Origin of the sequence: Variovorax paradoxus (assembly GCF_024734665.1) — a bacterium.
GTDB lineage: Bacteria > Pseudomonadota > Gammaproteobacteria > Burkholderiales > Burkholderiaceae_C > Variovorax.
The window spans coordinates 1,469,554-1,489,752 of the sequence record NZ_CP102931.1; the positions used below are offsets into that span (position 1 = coordinate 1,469,554).

Genomic DNA, 20,199 nt, shown 5'->3' on the forward strand with positions numbered 1-20,199 from the left:
TCAAATGGCCTTGACAAAATAAGAAGGCAAAGCGGAACGCCTTCACAGGAGATTTCTCGGATTTCTTGTCATTAAATTGACTTTGACTTCAGAAAATTAGAAGGCGACAAGCATCCGCGACCGACCGCTTGCCGGCTCCGACAACCGGTTCATGAAGGTTTTCTGAAGCCCTCGGCGCGGGCGTACCGGATACTCCACGCGCTTGCGATGCGCTCCGCAGAGACCGCCGCCTGGAGGACCATGAATCTTTTGCCTGTCGCCATGACGGCGCTTGCCCGGCGCTGGAGACGGTGGTTGCAGCCCTCGCTGCTGCGGCGCCTGCTGCTGGCGCAGACCGCGGTGGTCGTGCTGCTGTGGGGTGCCATCCTGGCGCTGTTCCTGTACGACTCCAACCGCGTGACGGATCTGGTGCGCTACGACAAGATCTTCGATAGCGTCATCACGATTGCACAGAACCTCGCGGCCGACCCCGCCCGTCAGCAGGAGGCCCTGAAGGCCTTCGACATGGCGCTGCTCGAAACATCGGGTGACTTCAGTTCAGAGACGGACAAGGCGCCCGTCATGCAGGTGTGGCAGCGGGGGCGGCTCATCTTCAACTCCACGGCTGCCGCGCCGGTCATGCACACGGCAGCGCCGGGCCGGGTGGAGAACGTGCGCGTCGGCGAGCGCGTGTGGCGCGCGCGCATGATGACTTCGCCATCGCTCGACACCCGCGTGCTGCTGGCCGAGCCGAAGGTGCTGCGTTTCAGCTTCACTGTCGACCACCGCAGCTACTACTTGCTGCCGCTGGCCATCAGCCTGCCGTTTCTCGTCTTTCCGGCGTGGCTTTCGGTGCTGTTCGCGCTGCGTCCCTGGCGGCAGGTGACGCAAGAGACTGCCGAGCGCGGCCCGGCCGACCTGACGCCGCTGAGCTTCGAGCCGCGGCACAAGGAGCTGCAGCCGCTGGTGCGCAGCATCAACGACCTGCTGCGCAGCGTGCGCGACCGGGCATCGCGCGAGCGAGTGCTGATCGCCGATGCGGCGAATGAACTGCGCACGCCGCTCGATGCGATGCGCGTGAATGTGGAGGCGCTGAAGGAGCAGACCGCCGACGCAGGCCAGCGCGAGCTCATGGTCAACCTGCTGCGCAGCAACGACCGCGCCGCGCGGCTGGTGGGCCAGCTGCAGCAGTTGATGCGCAGCGACGAGATGCCGCAGGATGCCGTGCCCATGCTGCTTGCGTTCGATGCGCTGGTGCAGGAGCGCGTTCTGTTCGTGGAAGGCCTGGCCTGCGTGCGCGGTATCAGGCTGGACTTCGTGTCCGAAGGCGCGGTGCTGGTGTTCGGAGAGCGTGAGAGCCTGATCTCGATGGTGAGCAATCTCATCGAGAACGCCATCAAGTACAGCCCGGACGGCGGCATTGTCACCGTGCGCGTTGCGTGCGAACCGGAATCGTCGAAGGCCGTGCTGCGCGTGACGGACCAGGGGCCGGGCATTCCGCCGGAGCTGCGCGAGCGCGTGTTCGACCGCTTCTTTCGCAACCCGGACCAGACGCAGTCGGGCAGCGGACTGGGGTTGGCGATCGTTCGTTCGGTGCTGAACAAACATGGCGGCCGGATCGAACTGGCGGCCGGTGAAGACGGGAGCGGCCTGTGCGCGACCGTGTGGCTTCCGTTGTCGACGGGCTGACAGGGCCTTGCGTCCCTCGTACCATGACCCGATGCGAACACTCCAACTCCCCACCGGCGGCGAGATGCCGGTACTCGGTCTCGGCACCTGGCGCATGGGCGAAAACGCGGGGCATCGCGCGGCCGAAGTGAAGGCGGTGCGCGAGGCCATCGCGCTCGGCTACCGGCTCATCGACACCGCCGAGATGTACGGCGAAGGCGGCGCTGAAACCGTCCTGGGCCAGGCCATCGGCGAGGCCTTGCGCGCGAGCGACGTGCGGCGCGAAGAGCTCTTCATCGTCAGCAAGGTTTATCCGCACAACGCCAGCCGCCGTGGCACGCGCGATGCCTGCGAGCGCAGCCTGAAGCGGCTGGGGCTCGACGCCGTCGATCTCTACCTGCTGCACTGGCGCGGCAGCCATCCGCTGCGCGAGACGGTCGCGGCGATGCATTCGCTGGTGGCCGACGGGCGCATCGCCCACTGGGGCGTGAGCAACTTCGACACCGACGATATGGAGGAGCTGGCGCAGGCTGTGGGCGATGGTCCGGAGTGCGCGGCCAATCAGGTGTACCTGTCGCTCGGCGAGCGCGGCCCGGAGTTCAGCCTGCTGCCCTGGCTGCACGAACATGGCATGCCGCTGATGGCCTACAGCCCGATCGACCAGGGCGCGCTGGCTGAAGACGACGGGCTGGGCGAATTGGCCGAGCGGCTCGGTGTGACGGCTGCGCAACTGGCACTGGCCGCGGTGATCGCGCGGCCCGGCGTGGCGGCGATCCCGAAGGCGGTGCGCAGTGCGCACCTGAAGGAGAACCTGGCCGCCGCAGAGCTGGAGCTCGATGCGGCGACTCTTGAAGAACTCGACCGGCTGCACCCACCGCCGCGGCGCAAGGGGCCGCTGGCGATGATCTAGCAAAAGGCTCAGTGGGCTTCGGCCTGCTTGGCCGCAGCGATCACTGCCTGTTCGTCGTGCTTCGCTCCATTGAGGAACAGGTTCAGCAGCACCGCCGCAATCGACGCCAGCAGAATGCCCGATTCGATCAGCGAGTGAATCGCATGCGGCATCCACTGCTTGAAGTTGGGCGCGATCAACGGAATCATGCCGATGCCGATCGACACCGCGACGATCATCGCGTTGTGCCGGTTGGTCTTGAAGTCCACGCCCGACAAAATGCGGATGCCGGTGGCCGCCACCATGCCGAACATCACGAGGCCCGCACCGCCGAGCACCACCGTGGGCAGCGACTCGACCAGCGCCGCCATCTTCGGCAACAGGCCCAGCACGATCAGGATCGCGCCGCCGGCCACGCACACATAGCGGCTCTTGATGCCGGTGACGGCCACGAGGCCCACGTTCTGCGAGAAGCTGGTGTACGGGAATGTGTTGAAGATGCCGCCGATCAGCGTGCCCAGGCCGTCTGTGCGCAGGCCGCGGGCCAGGTCCTTCTGGCTGATCTTGCGGTCGGTCATCTCACCCAGCGCGAGGAACATGCCGGTCGATTCGATCATCACCACGATCATGATGAGGGTCATCGTCAAGATCAGGATCGGGTCGAACTGCGGCATGCCGAAGTGAAAGGGCAGCACGATGTCGACCCACGCGGCCTTGCCCACTTTCTCGTAAGTCATGAGCCCGGTGATCGAGGCCACCACTGCGCCAATCACGATGCCGAGCAGCACCGAGATGTTGGCGATGAAGCCCTTCGCGTACTTGACGATCAACAAGATCGACACCAGCACCAGCGCAGCCACGCCGAAGCCCGACAGGTCTGCGTACTTGGGGTTGGGCACGGTGGGCATGATCGCGAAGCCCTTGGGCACGGCGGGAATGGAGCTGCCGGGCGAAGTTACTTCGGCCAGCCACTTCGCATAGACCGGGTCGACCAGCGCGGGCGCCGTCGGGCCCACGGGGTTGCCGAAGATCCAGTTGATGCCCACGCGCATCAGGCTGATGCCGATGACCGCGATGATGGTGCCGGTGACCACCGGCGGAAAGAAGCGCAGCATTCGGCTCACCAGCGGCGCAATCAGTATCGACACCACACCCGCGCCGATGATGGCGCCGAACAGTAGCTGCGCACCGTTCTGGCCCGGGTTGGCATTGGCGATGGCGACCATCGGCGCGACGGACGCGAAGGTCACGCCCATCATCACGGGCAGCTTGATGCCGAAGAACTGCGTGGCGCCCAGCGCCTGGATCAGCGTGGCGATGCCGCAGCAGAAGAGGTCGGCCGAGATCAGCAGCGCGACCTCGTCCGGCGTGAGCTTGAGCGCGCGCCCGACGATCAGCGGCACCGCGACGGCGCCCGCATACATCACCAGCACGTGCTGCAGGCCAAGGGCCGCGAGCTTGCCCGAAGGCAGGCGCTGGTCCACGGGATGAACTGTTGAGAGAGAACTGTCGGCCGTCATCGTTGGGCTCCTGCTGCGGCGAGAAGGAAGGTGGGCGACACGGCTTGGCATGCGCACACCCCGTTTTGTGTACGCCAAACTGTATACAACTTATGCAACAATCCAGACTCTGGAAAACCCGCATCCGCGGAGGGGCCTCGCCGAGTGGTCAAGGCCGCAAGACTGGCGCCGGCCGCCGGGACCATCGACGCATAAGTCCCTGCGCTATGGGCGTGGCCGGGCCTCGCGCACCGTGAGGCCCGAGGCCGCCTGCTTGGCATCGTGCTTCGCGATGGCCGCCTCGCTCGCCACATCCTCGGCATGGCTGAACATGCCCGGCGGAATGCGCACCGCGCCGATGGACAGCGTGGAGAAGGGCGTGAATCGGACCACGCCATGCCGGTCCTCGCCTTCGATGCCGCCGGACTGTCTTTCCGCCTCGTCGTAGAGGCTGGGCGCCTGCCGGTTGAAGTCGTCGATCAGGGCGGTGCAGCGCCGGTGCCAATCGGGGCTTTGGAACAGCACCAGGAAGTCGTCGCCGCCGATGTGGCCGACGAAGTCGCGGTGGGCGTCTGCGTGCTGCGTCGCCAGCCGCGCGAGCAGCAAGATCATTTCGTCGCCGCGCCAGTAGCCGTAGTGGTCGTTGAACACCTTGAAGTTGTTCAGGTCGGCATAGCAGGCGGCAAAGTCGGCGCCGCTGTCGAGCAGGCGCGCGATGTGGATGTTGATGGGGATGTTGCCCGGCAACGAGGTCAGCGGATTGGCGTGCCGTGCGGCCTCGATGCGCGCCTCGGTCACGGCGCGCACGAGCTGGTCGCCGGTGCCCAGGCCAACGTAGCGCTTCTTCTCGGTGACGATGAAACCTTCGCTCAGGTAGCGCTGGTCTTCCGACATCAGGATGCCGAGCAGGCTCTCGACGTTCTCTTCGCGCTCCACGATGCGTGGAGTGCTGCTGCCGTAGGCCAGGCAGGGGCGGCGGCCGTGGACCTCGCGGAAGTACATCCGCGCATAGTCGTTCATGAACGACTGCCGGTTGATCAGCGAAACGGGGGTGCCCTTGTCGACCACGGCGAGCGCATGCAGCTCGGGGTGTTTCTGGAAGATTGCAGAGACCTCGTCGATCGGCGTCTGCGGGTTGAGCGCCGGCGCCTGGATGACCGACAGGCTGCGCAGCACATTGGGCTGCGACGTTTGAGACGCATGCGGCATCACCGCGATGCGGGTGTCGCGGATGGTGGCTGCCATGGGCTCAGGCAGCGCTGGCTGCAGCGCCGGCGCCGGCCGGCCGAACAGGTAGCCCTGGCCATGGGCAATGCCGAGGTCGCGCAGCACGTGCAGGTCTTTCGCGTCTTCCACGCCCTCGGCGATGAGCTCGGTGCCCAGCGCGTTGCCGAAGCCGACGATGGCACGTACCAGCGCCACGCTCTGCGGGCTGTTCGCGATGCCCTGCGTCAGCAGCTTATCGATCTTCACGAAGTCCGGCTGCAGGTCTTTCCAGCGCCGCAGGTTGGAATGGCCTTCGCCGAAGTCGTCGAGCGCGACGCGCGCGCCCAGCGCATGCAGCGTCTCGACCGCACGCCCAAGCGCCTCAGGGCTGCCGGTGGCGCGCTGCTCGGTGAGCTCCACGGTCACGTCGCGGGCGCTGACGTTGTGGTGCGCGAGCATGCGTTCGAACCAGCACGCCGTGCCCACGCCGCCCGTGGCCGCGGCCAGCGCGTCGGCGCTCATGTTCACGAACAGCCGGCCCGCATCGGGCAGGCGGCCCCACTCGACGAGGATGGCTTCCACGCACTGCAGCTCGAACTCGGTCAGCCGCGACTCGGCCGCGGCAAGTGCAAGCAGCGCCTGCGGGCTGTGGAGCGGGGTGCCGGCCGGTCCGCGAATGAGGGCTTCATGGCCGAAGACCGTGCCCTTGCGCAGATCCACGATGGGCTGGAAGAAGGGCGAGATCGCAGGAGGCGAGGCAGGGGTGGCGTTGGGCCGGGTTTGCCGGGGCATGCTGTGGAAGTTGTTCGTCGGCGGCGCTCGCGCACGGGAAAAACGCGTAAGCCATTCGGGCTACAGCATGACGCGGTTGTGTGACAGCCGCACCGGCCCTGCCGGCCGTGGGGTCAGGCGAGCAGCGCCTTGACCAGGTCGAGCTGGCGGTCGGGCTTGTCGGTGCCGAGTTCGAGGCTGGATTCGATGCGCTCCAGGTGGTCGATCATGCTCGTCACCGCGGCCTCCACATCGCCCTTGCGGCACAGGCGCAGGAAATCGGAGTGCTCGTCCGACGAGCAATGCGGGTCGTTCGACGAGTGGTAGAGCATGGCGATCAGCGAGCTGCGCGCCACCAGTTCGCGCACCAGCTCGGCCAGCGTGCGGTTGCCCGTGGCCTCGGCCAGCGCCACGTGGAAGTCGCCCAGCAGCTTCTCGCGCACGGTGCCAGTGGTGGTGGTCTGGCGCAGCGCGGTGCGCTCGAACTTGATGTGCTGCTCCAGCACCTGGTAGTCGCGCGGCCGCGCGGCGGCGATGAACAGGCGCACCACCTCGCTTTCGAGGATGCGGCGCACCGCGAAAACCTCGCGGGCCTCTTCCACCGAGGGCTGGCAGACGAAGGCGCCCTTGTCGGGAATCATCTCGATGAGCTTGTCTTTCGACAGCATCAGCAGCGCGGCGCGTACCTTGGTGCGGCTCACCGAATACACCCGGCCCAGCGCTTCTTCGCGCAGCCAGGTGCCGGGCGGCAGGCGCTTCTCGACGATCGCGGTGGCGATGTCGTTGGCGATGCTTTCGATGGAGCTGTTCTTGTCGGCTGCAGCCACGCCGTTCTCGACCGGAACGGCGGTGGCGGGGGAAGCGGAGGGTTTGGAACTGGCGCGAGGCATGCGCGGATTGTGGCCTAGCGCGGGAGAGTGAAGCCCTCGAGTGCACCAATGATGGGCTTGGGCAGGGGCTTTGCCAGCTCTCCGTGCTTGCTGGTGCGCAGCTTCAGGGCAACGAGCGATTCGATCAGCTTGGTGCCCGCGGCCACGCCATCGATCACGGGCACGCCGAGCACCTGCTCGATGTGCGCGCACAGGTCGGTCATGCCGGCACAGCCGAGCACGATGCAGTCGGAGCCGTCTTCTTCGAGCGCGCGCCGGCACTCGTCGACGATGCGTTCCCGCGCACCCGAGCCGGGCTCTTCCAGTTCGAGCACGGGCAGTTCGCAGGCGCGCACGTTGGCGCAGAAGCGCTCCATGCCGTAGATCTCGGCCAGGTGCCAGGCCTGGCCCATGGTGCGGCCCAGCGTGGTCACCACGCTGAAGCGGCTGCCGATCATGCTGGCCAGGTGCATCGCCGCTTCGGCGATGCCTACCACGGGGCCGCGTGCCAGCTCGCGCGCGGCCTTCAGGCCCGGGTCGCCGAAGCAGGCGATCACGTAGCCGTCGATGCCGTCGCGCTCGCCCGAAGCGATCTCCTGCAGCAAGCCCGGCACGGCCAGCGCCTCGTCGTAGTGACTCTCGATGGAGACCGGCCCCATGGCCGGGCTCACGGCCACGATCTCGGTGCCGGCGTGCGCCACCGCGCGGGCGCAGGCGCCGATCTTCTCGGTCATGCTCCAGGTGGTGTTGGGATTGATGATCTTGATGCGCACGGCGCGGCCCTTTCTTTCTCTTTCAGTTCAAGTCTTGCTGTTGCGGTTCAGCAGGGCATAGAGGACGAAGCCCAGGCCCATGCCGATGAACCAAGCATAGTTGGCGCCACCGCGCAGCGCCGGCACCATCACGCACAGGATCGGCACGAGAGCCGACGGTACCAGCGCCTGGATCGCCTTCGGGTTGTAGCCGCCGCTGTACCAGTATTCGCCCTTGGGGCTCATGGTGTAGAGCGCGTCCACGTCGATGCGCTGCTTGCGCACGATGTAGTAATCGGCAATCAGGATGCCGAACAGCGGGCCGATGAACGAACCCAGCACGTCGAGCGTGTAGTGAATGACCTCGGGGCTGTTGTAGAGGTTCCACGGCGTGAGAAACACCGAGCCCACCGCGGCGATCATGCCGCCCGTGCGCCAGCTGATGTGCTGCGGCGCCACGTTCGAGAAATCGAAGGCCGGCGAGACGAAGTTGGCCACGATGTTGATGCCGATGGTGGCGATCATGAAGGTCAGCGCGCCCAGCACCACGGCGGTGGTGCTGTCGATCTTGCCCACGGTGTGCACCGGATCGGTGATGAGTTCACCAAACACGGGCAGCGTGGCGGCCGTGGTGATGACCGTCAGCAGCGAGAAGAACACGAAGTTCACCGGCAGGCCCCAGAAGTTGCCCTTTTTCACCGCGTCGAAGCTTTTGCCGTAGCGCGAGAAGTCGCCGAAGTTGAGCATCGGGCCGCTGAAGTAGCTCACCACCAGCGCAATGGCCGAGAGCATCACGGGCAGCGCGTCCCAGCCCTGGAACTTGATGCCGCCCAGGTTCAGGTCGATCTTGCTCCAGCCGGCCTTCCACACCAGCCAGCCGCAGAGCACGGCCATCACCACGTACACCGCCGGGCCGGCCCAGTCGATGAACTTGCGGATGGCGTCCATGCCGCGCCAGAACACGAAGGCCTGCAGCACCCACATAACCATGAACGCGACCCAGCCAAGCGCCGAGAGGCCGACGAAGCCGTACTGCGTGACATCGGCATATGGCGCGAGGCCCGGGGCCATGTGCAGCGCCAGCACCATGAAGGCGGCCGACGCGAGATACGTCTGCACGCCGTACCAGGCCACCGCGATCAGCCCACGGATGATGGCCGGAATGTTCGCGCCCAGCACGCCGAAGGGCGCGCGGCAAACCACGGGGTAGGGCACGCCCGTCATCTGGCTGGGCTTGGCCACCAGGTTGCAGAAGAACTGCACGATCACGATGCCCACCAGCAGCGACACCAGCACCTGCCAGCTCGACAGGCCCAGTGCGAACAGGCTGCCGGCCGTGATGTAGCCGCCCACGCTGTGCACGTCGGACATCCAGAAGGCAAAGATGTTGTATTGGCCCCAGGTCTGCTTCTTCAGCGGAGCGAGGTCTTCGTTGGTCAGGCGCGGGTGGTAGCCGGGCTTGATGACGGCGTTCGATTCCGCGTGCGGCGCAAGGCCGGCTTCGCTTGCCCCCGCGGGGGCCTGGCTGACGACTGTGCTCATGGTCTTTTCCTCGTGCGAGTGGGGTGGATTGAGTACCTGCTTTTCGGATGCGTTATTTGTATACAAAAAATGCACTCAATCAAGACCATTCGGGGAATCATATATCCGTAGATTCCCTGATGCGCTGCCGACGTTGCGGGATGAACCCCGTGGCGTGCGTAGCGCGCCGCTATGCTGCGGCAAACATTTGGAGGTGGAGATGCAAAGAGAAAACTGGGGGCGTGCCGCCCGGTGCATGGCGGTGCTGCTTTGCTGCGCCGCATCGGGAGGCTGTGGTCTCTATTCCGTCAACCGCGAGGCGAAGCTGTACCGCGCCGAGATGGCCGAGGAGATGAGGCGTGAGGTGGAAGAGTGCCGCAATGGCTCCTCACCGGAAAAGCGGCACGTTCTGGACCATCGCTACCGGGATACCGACGCGTCCGACTGCTACAGCGCGGTGATCTCCGCTGCCAGCCGCTCGCTCGAGGGAGCAAGGGTCGATCGGGTTCAGAAACCGACGATAGACAGTTCGCCGTCCGCCGTTGCAATAAGCAAGCCGTGGACGCCCCAGGAAGTGGCCCAGGCAACCTCCGCGGCCGAAGTGCTCGGCCAGATGGCGTGGCCTGCAGTGCTGAGCAAAGTGGTCTACCGACGGTATGCGCCTGAGGCAAGCCGGGGCGACTGCGCCTACAGGCCGGATCTGCATCCGCTGGAGCGGCTGAAGAGGGTCCCGTCCGCCGGTGCCGGCAAATGGGAGTCATGGGAGCACTCGGGGGTCGGCTGCAAAGCCGTGGGAGGCCTGTACTACGAGACCTTCGTTTATCGCCTGCCCGACGGGCCGATCACACAAGCGTTCATTGTCTTTCGCGGTACGGAGAACTACAGCGGCCAGTTGTTGCCCGATTGGGAAGCGAATCTGGCGATGGCGCTGAATCTCGAACCACAGCAGTTCGTGCAGGTCCGGATCGGATTGAAAGAGATCGTCAGAAAATTGAAGAAAGACGCCCCGAATGTCGAGATCTACACGGCTGGGCATTCCTTGGGGGGCAGCATGGCGCAGCTGGCCGCATACATGAGCGAGGACGTGAAGATCGCCTACGCTTTCAACACATCGCCGGTGAGTGGCTGGACGTGGTTGCGCAAGCAGCAGAGCGAAAGCCCGGGAGAAATCGTGATGCCGAGAAAGGATCCCCCGATCATCAGGGTCATGCAGGACGATGAGGCTCTGGGGTTCATCCGGGTGTTCTCCAACGCGGCGAACACGACAGTGCGGCGTACAGGCCGCACCGACGTGGCGCTGGATTTCCCTTCGAGCCGCGACGTGCTGAAAATATCCGAGGTGTCGGGGCGTCTGAGCGCTGGCGTTGCCCTGCACTCCATTACTCTGCTGGCGTGCAACTTGACGGCCCGCGTCGCGAATGGAGCTCCCGGTGCATTTGGCTTCACGAAGGAGCAGGCTGAAGCGGTTATCAGCGAACGAGATGGAGCCTATTCGGTAACGGGCGCCGAAAGGACAGAAGGCCTATGCCAGGTGGTTGACCGTGGCGCGAATTGCACGGTGAACTGGACCGGCGCAGGTTGGCCGACAAACTGCAGGTCGGACCAGGCGCCCTCGCTCAGCCCGTCGCCATGAGGTTTTCACATCCCGACGGTCGCGCGGATCGCATCGGGGGAGCCGGCCGTTTCTGTCGCTCTCGATCTCATTGACTGATCGAAATCTGTGTGGCTCAGAGAAAAAATATATCGCTTTCAGTTGTGAGGGGCGCTGCTTAGAGTCCCGTCCAACCCCCACTTCCGATGGCAAGAACCATGAGCAACACAACCACCCGCATCCCCTTCCACCTGGCCTTTCCGGTACGCGACATCGCCGAGGCGCGCGCGTTCTACGGCGAACTGCTGGGGTGCCCCGAAGGCCGCAGCGCGCCTGAATGGGTGGACTTCGATTTCTACGGCCATCAGATCGTGGCGCACCTGGCGCCCGACGAATGCGGCCACCACCAGAGCAGTTCGGTCGACGGTCACGACGTGCCGGTGCGGCACTTTGGCGCGATCGTTCCCATGGACCAATGGCAGGCCATGGCCGACAAGCTCATTGCCCGCCAGACCAAGTTCGTCATCGAGCCCTACATCCGCTTCAAGGGCGAGCCGGGCGAACAGGCGACGATGTTCTTTCTGGACCCTTCCGGCAACGCCATCGAGATGAAGTCGTTCGCCGACCTGAGCTCGCTCTTCGCACGCTGACACGGGCCCTTGCGGCTCGAGCTTTAAGATGCGACCGCGTTTTTGCTGCAAACGGGTCGCCTCATGCTCCAACTTCTCTCCGATCCCCAGGTCTGGATTGCCTTCGCCACGCTGACCGCGCTGGAGCTGGTGCTCGGGATCGACAACATCATCTTCATCTCGATCCTGGTCGACAAGCTGCCGCTGGCCCAGCGGGAGTTCGCGCGGCGCATCGGTCTTTTCATGGCCATGTTCATGCGCATCGGCCTGCTGCTGGTGCTCGCATGGATCGTCGGGCTGGTGAAGCCGCTCTTCGTGGTGTTCGGCCAGGAGATTTCGGGCCGCGACCTGATCCTGATCCTCGGCGGGCTGTTCCTGATCTGGAAGAGCACGAGCGAGGTTCACCAGTCGCTGGAGGGCGAACACGAGCACAAGCAGAGCACGGCGAAGGCGACCTTCGCCTCGGTGATCCTGCAGATCATGATCATCGACCTGGTGTTCTCGCTCGACTCGATCATCACCGCGGTCGGCATGGTGGACGACGTGCGCGTCATGATCGCGGCGGTGATCGCCTCGGTACTGCTCATGATGCTGTTTGCAGGGCCGATCGGCCGCTTCGTCTCCAACCATCCCACCATCAAGATGCTGGCGCTGTCCTTCCTGGTGGTGGTGGGTGTCGTGCTGGTTGCCGAAGGCTTCGAGCATCACGTGCCCAAGGGCTACGTGTACTTCGCAATGGCTTTCTCGCTGAGCGTGGAAATGCTCAACATCCGCATGCGCAAGAAGTCGGCGAAGCCCGTGGTGCTGAATCCGCCCCACATACCGGGCGATTGAGGGGCTGAGTCGGCATTACGCCGAACGCCGGCGAGTCGGTGCCGTCGCTTCAGCCGCATCGCGCAGGCATTGGGCGAAGTGCGCCACCACGGGCGGACTGGCCCGGGGCTTGCGATGGAGCAGGCCGATCTCGCGATGGAAAGTGAACTCGCCCAGTGAGACGATGCGCACCCCCGCAGGCATCGGAAGATGCGCCTCGACCAGCGGGACAAGCGCCACGCCTAGCCCTCTGGAGGCTAGGTGGATCAACCCGGGGATCTCGTCGATCTCGATGGCGTCGTTGACCGAAAGGCCTTCCCTGCGCAGAAACGCCTCGACCATCCGTCCCCCGAACGAAGCCCTGTCGTAGCGAAGGAACGGCTGTTCCTGGATCAGCGCCCGCCAGTTCTTCGTTGCGGGCACGGCCTTGGGCACGACCAGCACAAAGGGCTCCTGCACCAGCGCCTGCCACGTCAGGTCGGGAGGCATTCCGAAGGGCGGGCGGATGATCACGGCCGCATCGATCTTGCCGGCGTCCAGGTCGTCCATCAGACGCATCGAAACGCCGGGCGACACATGCACGCGCACAAGGGGAAATGATTTGCGCAGCTGCTCGAGCGCACGCGCCAGCAGCGTAGGTTGCGCCGAGGCAATCGAGCCGATGCGAAGGAGCCCCCGGGTGGCGTCGTCGTGAGGGAGTTCGCCGAGCTTGGCGAACAGGGCGCAGATTTCTTCCGCCCGCGGCAAGGTCGTCTGGCCCGCGACGTTCAAGGTGGCTGATCGGCCCGTCCGGTCGAACAGCTCGAAGCCCAGGGCCTCTTCGAGCCGCTTCATCTGGCTGCTCACTGCCGATTGCGTGAGGCCGATGCGGTCGCCGGCTGCCGCGAAGGTGCCGAGCTTGCACACCGCAATGAAGGTCTTGAGTTCGTTGATCACGCCTGGAGCATCGCAAACATCGATGCTCGGGTCAATCGAGCTTCAACAGAAGTGATGGATGTCCGGCCGTCCAACGGGCATGGGCTATTCTTCGCACCCTTCAAAGCAGGTATGCGCCTCGCACCGATCGATGCCTTCCATCAAATTCCGTTCGCGGCTTTCGCTGGCCTTTGCGGCGCTCGTCGCGCTGGTCTGCGTGCAGGCAGCCTTCATCTACCTGGGCTCCGAGCGCGTCACCTTCTATGCGCAGCACAGCCGGCTGGCGAGCGACATCCAGTCCGACCTGCTGGAGCTGTCCGCCAACAAGCAGCGATTGCGGGTCTGGGCCTCGCAGCGGCTGATGAACGGCGACGCACCGATCGAGTCGCGCGACCGCTGGCTGGCCGGCATGCGCTCCAGCGCAGCCAGCCTGCGGGACCTGACGCAGCGCGACCTGGCCTGGTGGACCACCGTGACCTCGGCGCGGGGCACGCAGGTGCCCGAAGCGGTGACCCAGCTGGCGGCCAGCATCGACCTGCTCGATGCCAACATCGCCGCGGTCCAGGATCGCCTGCTGCAGCTTGCGCCGCTGCAGCCGGGCGCGGAGTTTTCATCGGTGTGGCAGCAGATCAATCAGGTGTTCGACGTGACGCGCGGGCGCGACCTGCGCGAACTCGTCAACGGCGCGATCGAGCGCCAGAAGCAGGCGGTGCCGGCTGCACGCTTGGCCACCGAGCACGCCATCGAGGTGCTGCGCCTGCAGGCCATCGGCCTGGCGGTGCTGACGCTGGCAGCGGCGGTGCTGCTCGCCATTCGCCTGAACCGGCGGCTGCAGGCACCCATTGCCAGCCTGCTGACCGGCACGCAGGCCTTGCAGGCGGGCCAGATGGACCATCGCATGGCGGTTGGCTCGGGCGATGAATTCGGCCAGGTGGCCGAGAACTTCAACGCCATGGCCGCCGAACTGCAGCAGCGCCGAAGTGATGCCGAAGCTGCGCGGCACAAGCTCGAAGAAGCGGTGGACGCGCGCACGGCCGAGTTGCAGACCGCGCACGTCACGCTGCAGAACATCGACCAGCGCCGCCGCCAGTTGTTCGCCGACCTGAGCCACGAGCTGCGCACGCCGGCCACCGCCATCCGCGGGGAGGCCGAGATAGCGCTGCGCGGCACCGACAAGCCGCTGGCCGAATACAAGGAGACGCTGTCGCGCATCGTCGGCGGCGTGGAGCAGCTCGCGCGCGTGATCGACGACCTGATGCTGATCGCACGCGCCGAGGCCGACCAGCTCGTCATGCGGCAGGACCAGGTGGACCTCGGCCTGCTGGTCGGCGATGCCACCGAGCAGGCCGAGGCGCTGGGTGCGCTGCACGGCGTGGGGGTTCGCCTCGATAGCTCGCAAGACGCGCAGTCGGACATGCTTTACGTGCATGCCGATGCCGACCGGCTGCGCCAGGCCTTGGTGATCGTGCTCGACAACGCGGTGCGCTATTCGCGCTCGGGCGGCGAGGTCCGCATCGGCTGGCGTGAAGTCGACGGGTGCGCGGAGATCGCGGTGCGCGACAAGGGCATCGGCATCGACGCCGACGAGCTGCCCACGGTGTTCCAGCGCTTCACGCGCGGCCAGCGCGCGCGGGCGCATCGGGTCGACGGCACCGGCATCGGCCTGTCGATCGCACAGGCCATCGTTACCGCGCACGAAGGCCGCATCGACATCGACAGCGAGCCGTTCGTGGGCACGACGGTCCGCATCAGGCTGCCGCGCTTCGACGGCGCAGTTGCCCCCACTACGCCGGAGGTCGCATGAACAACATCCTCGTGGTCGAAGACGACCCGCGCGTGGCCGACTTTCTGCAGCGTGGCCTGCGCGCCGAAGGCTATGGCGTGCAGCTGGCGCGCACCGGCACCGAGGGCCTGGCGCTGGCGCGCGGCGGCGAGCCGGCGCTGCTCATCCTCGACCTGATGCTGCCCGGCATCAGCGGCCTGGAGCTGTGCCAGACGATGCGCGCCGAAGGCCACCACGTGCCCGTGCTGATGCTCACGGCCATGAACTCGCTGGAGGACAAGGTCAACGGCCTGCGGCTGGGCGCTGACGACTATCTGACCAAGCCCTTCGCCTTCGAGGAACTGCTCGCGCGCATCGAGGCGCTGCTGCGGCGCGGACGCGAGCAGCGCGTGAAGGCGAGCAGCCTGCAGGTGGCCGACCTGGTGCTGGACCGCGAACGCATGCAGGTCACGCGGGCCGGACAGCCGATTGCACTGACGGCGAAGGAGCTGGCGTTCCTGGAGCTGCTGATGAGCGCACCCGGCCGCGTCTACAGCCGCGAGCGCATCCTCTCGAACGTGTGGGGCACCAATGAGGACCCGCTGACCAATGTGGTCGACGTCTACGTGCGCCGCCTCAGGGCCAAGATCGACGAGGGCCACCCGCTCGCGCTACTCAAGACCGTGCGCGGCTTCGGCTACCGACTCGACGCGCTCGAGGCCTGAGCGCCCGGGCACACGACGGGTGCGTGCGCGTTCATCCATTGTTCATCTGCGCTTCAACCTGTGTTCATGGCCCGGCACGGGTCGTGTTCATCTCTGCGCCAGAGACTTGATTCCTGCCTCGCGAATGCGGTGCAGCGCCGGCAGACACCGGTGCTTCAACACTTTCACAACAAGGAATCTCCGTGAAGAAAAGTCTCGTCACCAGTGCCGCCCTCGGCGTTCTTTCTCTCACTCTTGCCACCGGTGCGCTGGCCCAGGGGGCGGGTGCAGCAGTTGCCTGCGTGGCGACCGATGAAGCGCAGATCGGCGCGCTGTTCGACCGCTGGAACAACTCGCTGCGCACGCTGGACCCCGACAAGGTGGTCGCCAACTACGCACCCGACGGCGTGCTGCTGGCGACCGTGTCGAACCAGCCGCGCACCAACCCGGCGGAGATCCGCGACTACTTCGTGAAGTTCCTCAAGAGCGAGCCGCAGGGCACGATCGACAAGCGCATCGTCAAGATCGGCTGCAACGTGGCGCAGGACGTCGGCACCTACACCTTCCGCTTCAAGGATGGCGGCACGGTGCATGCCCGCTACACCTATGTCTACGAATGGGTGAACGGGCAGTGGCTGATCGCGCATCACCACTCGTCGGCGATGCCGGAGGTGCGCGCCGCGAAGAACTGATCGATGCGGGCGGGCTCCGGCTCGCTTGTTAGAGCGCTGCGACCTTCACGAACACGGGGTTCGAGTAGAACCACAGGTCGCTGTAGTTGCGCACGTTGATCGCATTGAAGCGCGCCACGTTGTCGGTACCCGTGGTCTGCGCGTCGGGCAAGGGCTCGCCGGCGGCGGTTTCGTTGGGCACGTCGGTTCCCAGGTTGGTGCCGCGCAGGCGGAAATACTGGTTGTTGCCGGCCTTCACCGTGTAGCTCACCGAGAAGTAGCCGTCGGCGTCGAGCTTCCAGTCGTTGCGGGTAAAGCGCTTGAGCACGCGCGTCGACGGGTTGGTGTCGCGCGCGTAGCCCGGCGTGCCCGCCAGCTCGGGGCCGGTCACGTCGCCGGCGATCAGGTCGATGTGGTCGACCACCGGCTTCACGTTGGCGAAGTTGCCGCTGCCGAGCTGGTACTCGAAGTTGTTGCGCTCGGGGCTCTTGAAGCGGATGGTGATCTTCAGGTCTTCACCTGCCTTGGCCGCCACGTCCGAGCCCATCTCGCCGGCGCCCTTGGCGCTTTGCACCTTGAAGTCGAGCGCGTTGATCAGGCCGCCGTTCACCGCGAAGAGCTTGCCCGAGCGCAGGGCCGAGAGCAGCGACTTCGGGTCCTTGACATCGCCCCACAGGTGGTTCTTCGCGTATTCGCCCGGCGCGTAGCCGCTGCTGTACTGGCCTTGCGAGGTAGTGAAGTGGTAGTCGGAGTCGGCCACGTTCCAGATGTGGCGGCCTTCGGACAGCAGCGCGTCCCAGGTGCCGCCAAGCTTGGCGACGAGGTAATCGACGCCGCCGTAGGTGCGCGAGGGCAGGTTGGCCGGGATGTAGGCGCTGGTGTAGCCGCCACGGTCGGGCTCCATCTGGTTGCCGACCATGCCTTCGAGCGAGAACACGATGTTCGGCGCGAGGTCGTTCATCTCGCGCAGCTGGGCGATGGTGTACTTGCCGGAGTTGCGCGAAGGATGGTTGATCTGCAGGTAGCTGGTGTCGGGGTAGTTCTTCTTGAGCCAGGCGATTGCCGCGAGCGTCTCGGCGTGCGTGTCGTAGTTGACGCCGGCCTTCGGGCCCCAGGCGGTGACGTCGCCGGCCGGGAAGAGCGCGGCGGCGCGGTTGGTGAAGAGGTATTCGAACTGGCTCGCGGCCTTGAGCGCTGCGTCCGACATGGGGTTGTCGGTCAGGATGCCGACGTTGCCGTGGTCATGCGAGGGCATGTCCCATTCGAAGGACGCGAAGATCGTCTTGTCGGCGTACTTGCCACCGGCCTGCAGCGCCTTGATGCGCGGCACCTGGTACTTGGCCATGCCTTCCGAGAACGGAATCTGCGCCGGCAGCTTGGTGCCGTTGTTGTCATAGGAAGACAGGCGCAGGTGGTCGGACAGCGCCGCCCAGTCGAGCCCGAACTGGTCGAAGGCCTTGGCCAGCACCTGGTCGAGCGTGGAAATCTGCTGCGTGTCGTCCGACTGCATCGTGTGGATGTGCATGTCGCCAACGGTCCAGCGGCCGGGCGGTGCGGACGGGCCTGGATCGGCTGCGGGAGCGGGGGCGGGCACGGGCGCGACGGCTGCCGGGGTGCTGGGCGTCACGGGGAAGAAGGCCGGGCCGCTGGAGTCTCCGCCGCCACAGCCGGCCAGCATGAGCGTGCCGATGGCGAGGGTGGAAAACAGCGTGCGGCGGAACGGGAGAGGCGTCGAGAGGGCGGTCGGAAGAATGAACATGGCGGTCTGAAAAAAGTGACGCGCACCTGAAGTGCGCGTGTCGAAGGAAGTCGCCGAGTCTCGAATGGCGCCATGACGCTTCGATGAAAGCAGAACGAAAGTTCGTTGTTTTCGCGCCCGCAACCGGGCCGCTGGAGGGCTTGCCCTCTATAAACTGTGCCCCTTCCATGATCCCCAGCGCGCCCGTCCCCCTGCCCACCGCATCCATCGACGATGAAGTGCTGTCGCGCATGGTGCGCACCGATCAGCTCGTGACGGTGCGCCGCAGCGTTCTCTCGGCCATTCCGATCAGCGTGCTGCTGAGCTTCACTGCGGCGCTGGTCGCCCTCAATGCCGGCCGCGCGTTCGAAGGGATGAGCTGGCTGCTGCTGTCGCTCATGGTGAACGGACTGCGCAGCTACATCTGCCGCTGGCCGTTCGCGCCGTCGCCCGGCGCCGAGCCCGGCAGTGACGTCCTGACCTCGCCAAATGGTCGCCCGGTCGAATGGCACCTGCGCATCGCTGCGGTCATGGCTGCGGTGTCGGGATGTGTGTGGGCCCTCATTCCGTTTCTGTGCGACGGCTACTCATCGCCGCATGCGGTGTTCTATCTCACGGTGGTGTGCGGCATCTGCGCGGGGGCTGTCACCTATGGCATTGCCTATGCGCTCGTTCCCGTCAGCTTCATCACGCCGGCGCTGCTGTCGGTGGTGGGTTGCCTTGTTTATGCAGGCGGCTTCGACAACCTGAGCCTGGCGGCGATGGTGCTGCTGTACCTCGCGGCACTGGTGCGCGGTGCGCTGCAGAGCGACAGGACCTTTCGCGAAGGAAGCCGCCTGCGCAACGAAGCCACAGCCATGGCCGCGCAGCTGCGGCTGGTGCACGCGCTGTCGCTGGACGCCACGCAGCAGTTGGCCTTCCGGGCCTCGCACGATTCGCTCACGGGCCTGCTCAACCGCGAAGGCTTCACCGAGGCGGCGACGCTGCACATCGCCGCACCCGGCGGCCGCCAGCACGGCCTGCTGCTGCTGGACCTCGACGGCTTCAAGGCGGTGAACGACGCCTTCGGCCACAAGGTCGGCGACCGCGTGCTGCAGGACGTGGCACGCTGGCTGCAGCGGGAGACCGCCGACATGCAGGCCGTGCTCGGCCGCTGGGGCGGCGACGAATTCGCGGTGCTCTACAGCCTGCAGGACGAGCGGCAGGCACCTACGGCCATCGCGCAGGCGCTGATCCGTTCGATCTCATTCGCCACGGCGCACTACGGCGGCCACCTGGGCGTGAGCATCGGCATCTCCGTCTCGGGCGATGCCGAGATCGCCGACATGATCAGCTTTGCCGACGAGGCCGTCTACGAGGCCAAGCGCACCGGGCGCAACCGCTACCAGGTCTTCGACAAGGCGCTCAACCAGCGGCTGGCCACGCGCCGGGACGTGGAGCGCGACCTGCTCCATGCCATCGAGGCGCGCGACATCGGCGTGTGGTACCAGCCGATCATGAACAGCGACGGCCGGGAAGTTCACAGCCTCGAGGCATTGATGCGCTGGAACCATCCGCGCCACGGCCACATTGCCCCCGAAGAGGTGATCTACGCTGCAGCGAGCACCGGCGTGGCCGAGCCGCTGCTGCGGCATCTGGTCGACGAGGTCTGCCTGGGCATGCGCCAGTTCGAGGCCGCAGGCTCCAGCCTGGCCGCCGTGCCGGTTGCCATCAATGTCTCGCCGCGCGAGATGGCGCAGCTGGCGGTCGACGACATCGTGCTCGGCATGCTGAAGACGCGCGGCGTGGCACCGCGCCGGCTGCAGATCGAGATCACGGAAGAGGTGGCGCTCGACACCCATGCCACGCGCAGCCGGCTGAGCGCGCTGTCGGCCGCGGGCGTGGCAATCGTGGTCGACGACTTCGGCGTGGGTTATTCGTCGCTGGCGTCGCTGCGCAGCGAGTACGTGCGGCAGGTGAAGATCGACCGCAGCTTCATCCTCGACCTGTCGTCCTCGCCGGGCAACGTGGTGCTGGTGGACGCCATCGTCCAGCTCGGCCGCTCGCTGAACATCCAGGTGGTTGCCGAAGGCGTGGAAACGCAGGACGAGCTGGATGCCCTGCACGCGATGGGCTGCCGGCTGGTGCAGGGCTATCACCTGGCGCGGCCCGCGCCGCTGCCCGATGTGATGGCGTGGGCCGCGGCGCGCTCGGCGCCCGTGGCCGTCAAGGTCGTCTGAGCC

16 protein-coding genes are annotated in these 20,199 nt (G+C 65.9%); 9 read left to right on the forward strand and 7 right to left on the reverse strand.

From position 1 onward, the window contains the following. The first annotated feature begins 240 nt into the window (after positions 1 to 240). Complete coding sequence (locus tag NWF24_RS06925) at positions 241 to 1,668, forward strand: sensor histidine kinase (protein WP_258353545.1); 1,428 nt, start codon at positions 241 to 243, stop codon at positions 1,666 to 1,668. Positions 1,669 to 1,699: 31 nt separating this feature from the next. Continuing rightward, a complete protein-coding gene (locus NWF24_RS06930; protein WP_258353546.1) occupies positions 1,700 to 2,557 on the forward strand; it encodes an aldo/keto reductase in 858 nt (285 codons plus the stop codon). Between the two features lie 8 nt (positions 2,558 to 2,565). Here the strand turns inward: NWF24_RS06930 and NWF24_RS06935 are convergent, their stop codons facing one another. The 5 genes from NWF24_RS06935 to NWF24_RS06955 all read right to left on the reverse strand — a co-directional run bounded on the left by NWF24_RS06935 (position 2,566) and on the right by NWF24_RS06955 (position 9,175). After that, positions 2,566 to 4,056 (reverse strand): nucleobase:cation symporter-2 family protein, encoded by a 1,491-nt coding sequence (locus NWF24_RS06935; RefSeq protein ID WP_093179676.1) that lies wholly within the window; start codon positions 4,054 to 4,056, stop codon positions 2,566 to 2,568. Between the two features lie 204 nt (positions 4,057 to 4,260). Beyond that, positions 4,261 to 6,033, reverse strand: coding sequence for a phosphodiesterase (locus tag NWF24_RS06940; protein WP_258353547.1), 1,773 nt, complete (start codon positions 6,031 to 6,033; stop codon positions 4,261 to 4,263). Between the two features lie 113 nt (positions 6,034 to 6,146). Next, positions 6,147 to 6,902, reverse strand: coding sequence for a GntR family transcriptional regulator (locus tag NWF24_RS06945; protein ID WP_258353548.1), 756 nt, complete (start codon positions 6,900 to 6,902; stop codon positions 6,147 to 6,149). A 14-nt stretch (positions 6,903 to 6,916) separates the two neighbouring features. Next, the gene (locus NWF24_RS06950; protein WP_093179679.1) at positions 6,917 to 7,654 is read right to left on the reverse strand and encodes an aspartate/glutamate racemase family protein; all 738 of its coding nucleotides are present in this window, start codon (positions 7,652 to 7,654) and stop codon (positions 6,917 to 6,919) included. Between the two features lie 27 nt (positions 7,655 to 7,681). After that, positions 7,682 to 9,175 carry an NCS1 family nucleobase:cation symporter-1 gene (locus NWF24_RS06955; protein ID WP_258353549.1) on the reverse strand — a complete coding sequence of 498 codons (1,494 nt, stop codon included), beginning with the start codon at positions 9,173 to 9,175 and terminating at the stop codon, positions 7,682 to 7,684. Between the two features lie 199 nt (positions 9,176 to 9,374). On the opposite strand from NWF24_RS06955, the gene NWF24_RS06960 reads away from it, so the two are divergent. The 3 genes from NWF24_RS06960 to NWF24_RS06970 all read left to right on the forward strand — a co-directional run bounded on the left by NWF24_RS06960 (position 9,375) and on the right by NWF24_RS06970 (position 12,208). Further along, positions 9,375 to 10,787 (forward strand): lipase family protein, encoded by a 1,413-nt coding sequence (locus NWF24_RS06960; protein ID WP_258353550.1) that lies wholly within the window; start codon positions 9,375 to 9,377, stop codon positions 10,785 to 10,787. Positions 10,788 to 10,963: 176 nt separating this feature from the next. Further along, positions 10,964 to 11,395, forward strand: coding sequence for a VOC family protein (locus NWF24_RS06965; protein ID WP_258353551.1), 432 nt, complete (start codon positions 10,964 to 10,966; stop codon positions 11,393 to 11,395). Between the two features lie 63 nt (positions 11,396 to 11,458). Next, the gene (locus tag NWF24_RS06970) at positions 11,459 to 12,208 is read left to right on the forward strand and encodes a TerC family protein (RefSeq protein WP_258353552.1); all 750 of its coding nucleotides are present in this window, start codon (positions 11,459 to 11,461) and stop codon (positions 12,206 to 12,208) included. A gap of 15 nt (positions 12,209 to 12,223) precedes the next feature. On the opposite strand, the gene NWF24_RS06975 is transcribed toward NWF24_RS06970, so the two are convergent. After that, on the reverse strand, positions 12,224 to 13,123 hold the full coding sequence (locus NWF24_RS06975) for a LysR substrate-binding domain-containing protein (protein WP_258353553.1): 900 nt from the start codon (positions 13,121 to 13,123) through the stop codon (positions 12,224 to 12,226). Between the two features lie 130 nt (positions 13,124 to 13,253). Between NWF24_RS06975 and NWF24_RS06980 the strand changes: the two genes are divergently transcribed. From NWF24_RS06980 to NWF24_RS06990, 3 genes are all read left to right on the forward strand, one after another. After that, positions 13,254 to 14,906: a sensor histidine kinase gene (locus NWF24_RS06980; protein WP_258353554.1), complete on the forward strand. Its 1,653-nt coding sequence runs from the start codon at positions 13,254 to 13,256 to the stop codon at positions 14,904 to 14,906. After that, positions 14,903 to 15,589, forward strand: a complete 687-nt coding sequence (locus NWF24_RS06985; RefSeq protein ID WP_258353555.1) for a response regulator transcription factor — start codon at positions 14,903 to 14,905, stop codon at positions 15,587 to 15,589. The genes NWF24_RS06980 and NWF24_RS06985 overlap by 4 nt, the downstream gene beginning before the upstream one ends. A 248-nt stretch (positions 15,590 to 15,837) precedes the next feature. Next, positions 15,838 to 16,260, forward strand: coding sequence for an SgcJ/EcaC family oxidoreductase (locus NWF24_RS06990; protein ID WP_375338469.1), 423 nt, complete (start codon positions 15,838 to 15,840; stop codon positions 16,258 to 16,260). A gap of 28 nt (positions 16,261 to 16,288) precedes the next feature. Here NWF24_RS06990 and NWF24_RS06995 read toward each other — a convergent pair whose 3' ends face one another. Beyond that, complete coding sequence (locus NWF24_RS06995) at positions 16,289 to 17,998, reverse strand: S-layer protein (RefSeq protein WP_258353557.1); 1,710 nt, start codon at positions 17,996 to 17,998, stop codon at positions 16,289 to 16,291. Between the two features lie 167 nt (positions 17,999 to 18,165). Between NWF24_RS06995 and NWF24_RS07000 the strand changes: the two genes are divergently transcribed. Next, positions 18,166 to 20,196: a putative bifunctional diguanylate cyclase/phosphodiesterase gene (locus NWF24_RS07000; protein WP_258353558.1), complete on the forward strand. Its 2,031-nt coding sequence runs from the start codon at positions 18,166 to 18,168 to the stop codon at positions 20,194 to 20,196. Positions 20,197 to 20,199 lie beyond the last annotated feature (3 nt).

Bases quoted from the DNA above. Each gene is read 5' to 3' on its own strand.
- NWF24_RS06985 (WP_258353555.1), top strand. From the start codon at position 14,903: ATGAACAACATCCTCGTGGTCGAAGACGACCCGCGCGTGGCCGACTTT.
- NWF24_RS06925 (WP_258353545.1), top strand. From the start codon at position 241: ATGAATCTTTTGCCTGTCGCCATGACGGCGCTTGCCCGGCGCTGGAGA.
- NWF24_RS07000 (WP_258353558.1), top strand. From the start codon at position 18,166: ATGATCCCCAGCGCGCCCGTCCCCCTGCCCACCGCATCCATCGACGAT.
- NWF24_RS06945 (WP_258353548.1), bottom strand. From the start codon at position 6,902: ATGCCTCGCGCCAGTTCCAAACCCTCCGCTTCCCCCGCCACCGCCGTT.
- NWF24_RS06980 (WP_258353554.1), top strand. From the start codon at position 13,254: ATGCCTTCCATCAAATTCCGTTCGCGGCTTTCGCTGGCCTTTGCGGCG.
- NWF24_RS06965 (WP_258353551.1), top strand. From the start codon at position 10,964: ATGAGCAACACAACCACCCGCATCCCCTTCCACCTGGCCTTTCCGGTA.
- NWF24_RS06940 (WP_258353547.1), bottom strand. From the start codon at position 6,033: ATGCCCCGGCAAACCCGGCCCAACGCCACCCCTGCCTCGCCTCCTGCG.
- NWF24_RS06970 (WP_258353552.1), top strand. From the start codon at position 11,459: ATGCTCCAACTTCTCTCCGATCCCCAGGTCTGGATTGCCTTCGCCACG.
- NWF24_RS06960 (WP_258353550.1), top strand. From the start codon at position 9,375: ATGCAAAGAGAAAACTGGGGGCGTGCCGCCCGGTGCATGGCGGTGCTG.
- NWF24_RS06955 (WP_258353549.1), bottom strand. From the start codon at position 9,175: ATGAGCACAGTCGTCAGCCAGGCCCCCGCGGGGGCAAGCGAAGCCGGC.
- NWF24_RS06930 (WP_258353546.1), top strand. From the start codon at position 1,700: ATGCGAACACTCCAACTCCCCACCGGCGGCGAGATGCCGGTACTCGGT.
- NWF24_RS06935 (WP_093179676.1), bottom strand. From the start codon at position 4,056: ATGACGGCCGACAGTTCTCTCTCAACAGTTCATCCCGTGGACCAGCGC.
- NWF24_RS06995 (WP_258353557.1), bottom strand. From the start codon at position 17,998: ATGTTCATTCTTCCGACCGCCCTCTCGACGCCTCTCCCGTTCCGCCGC.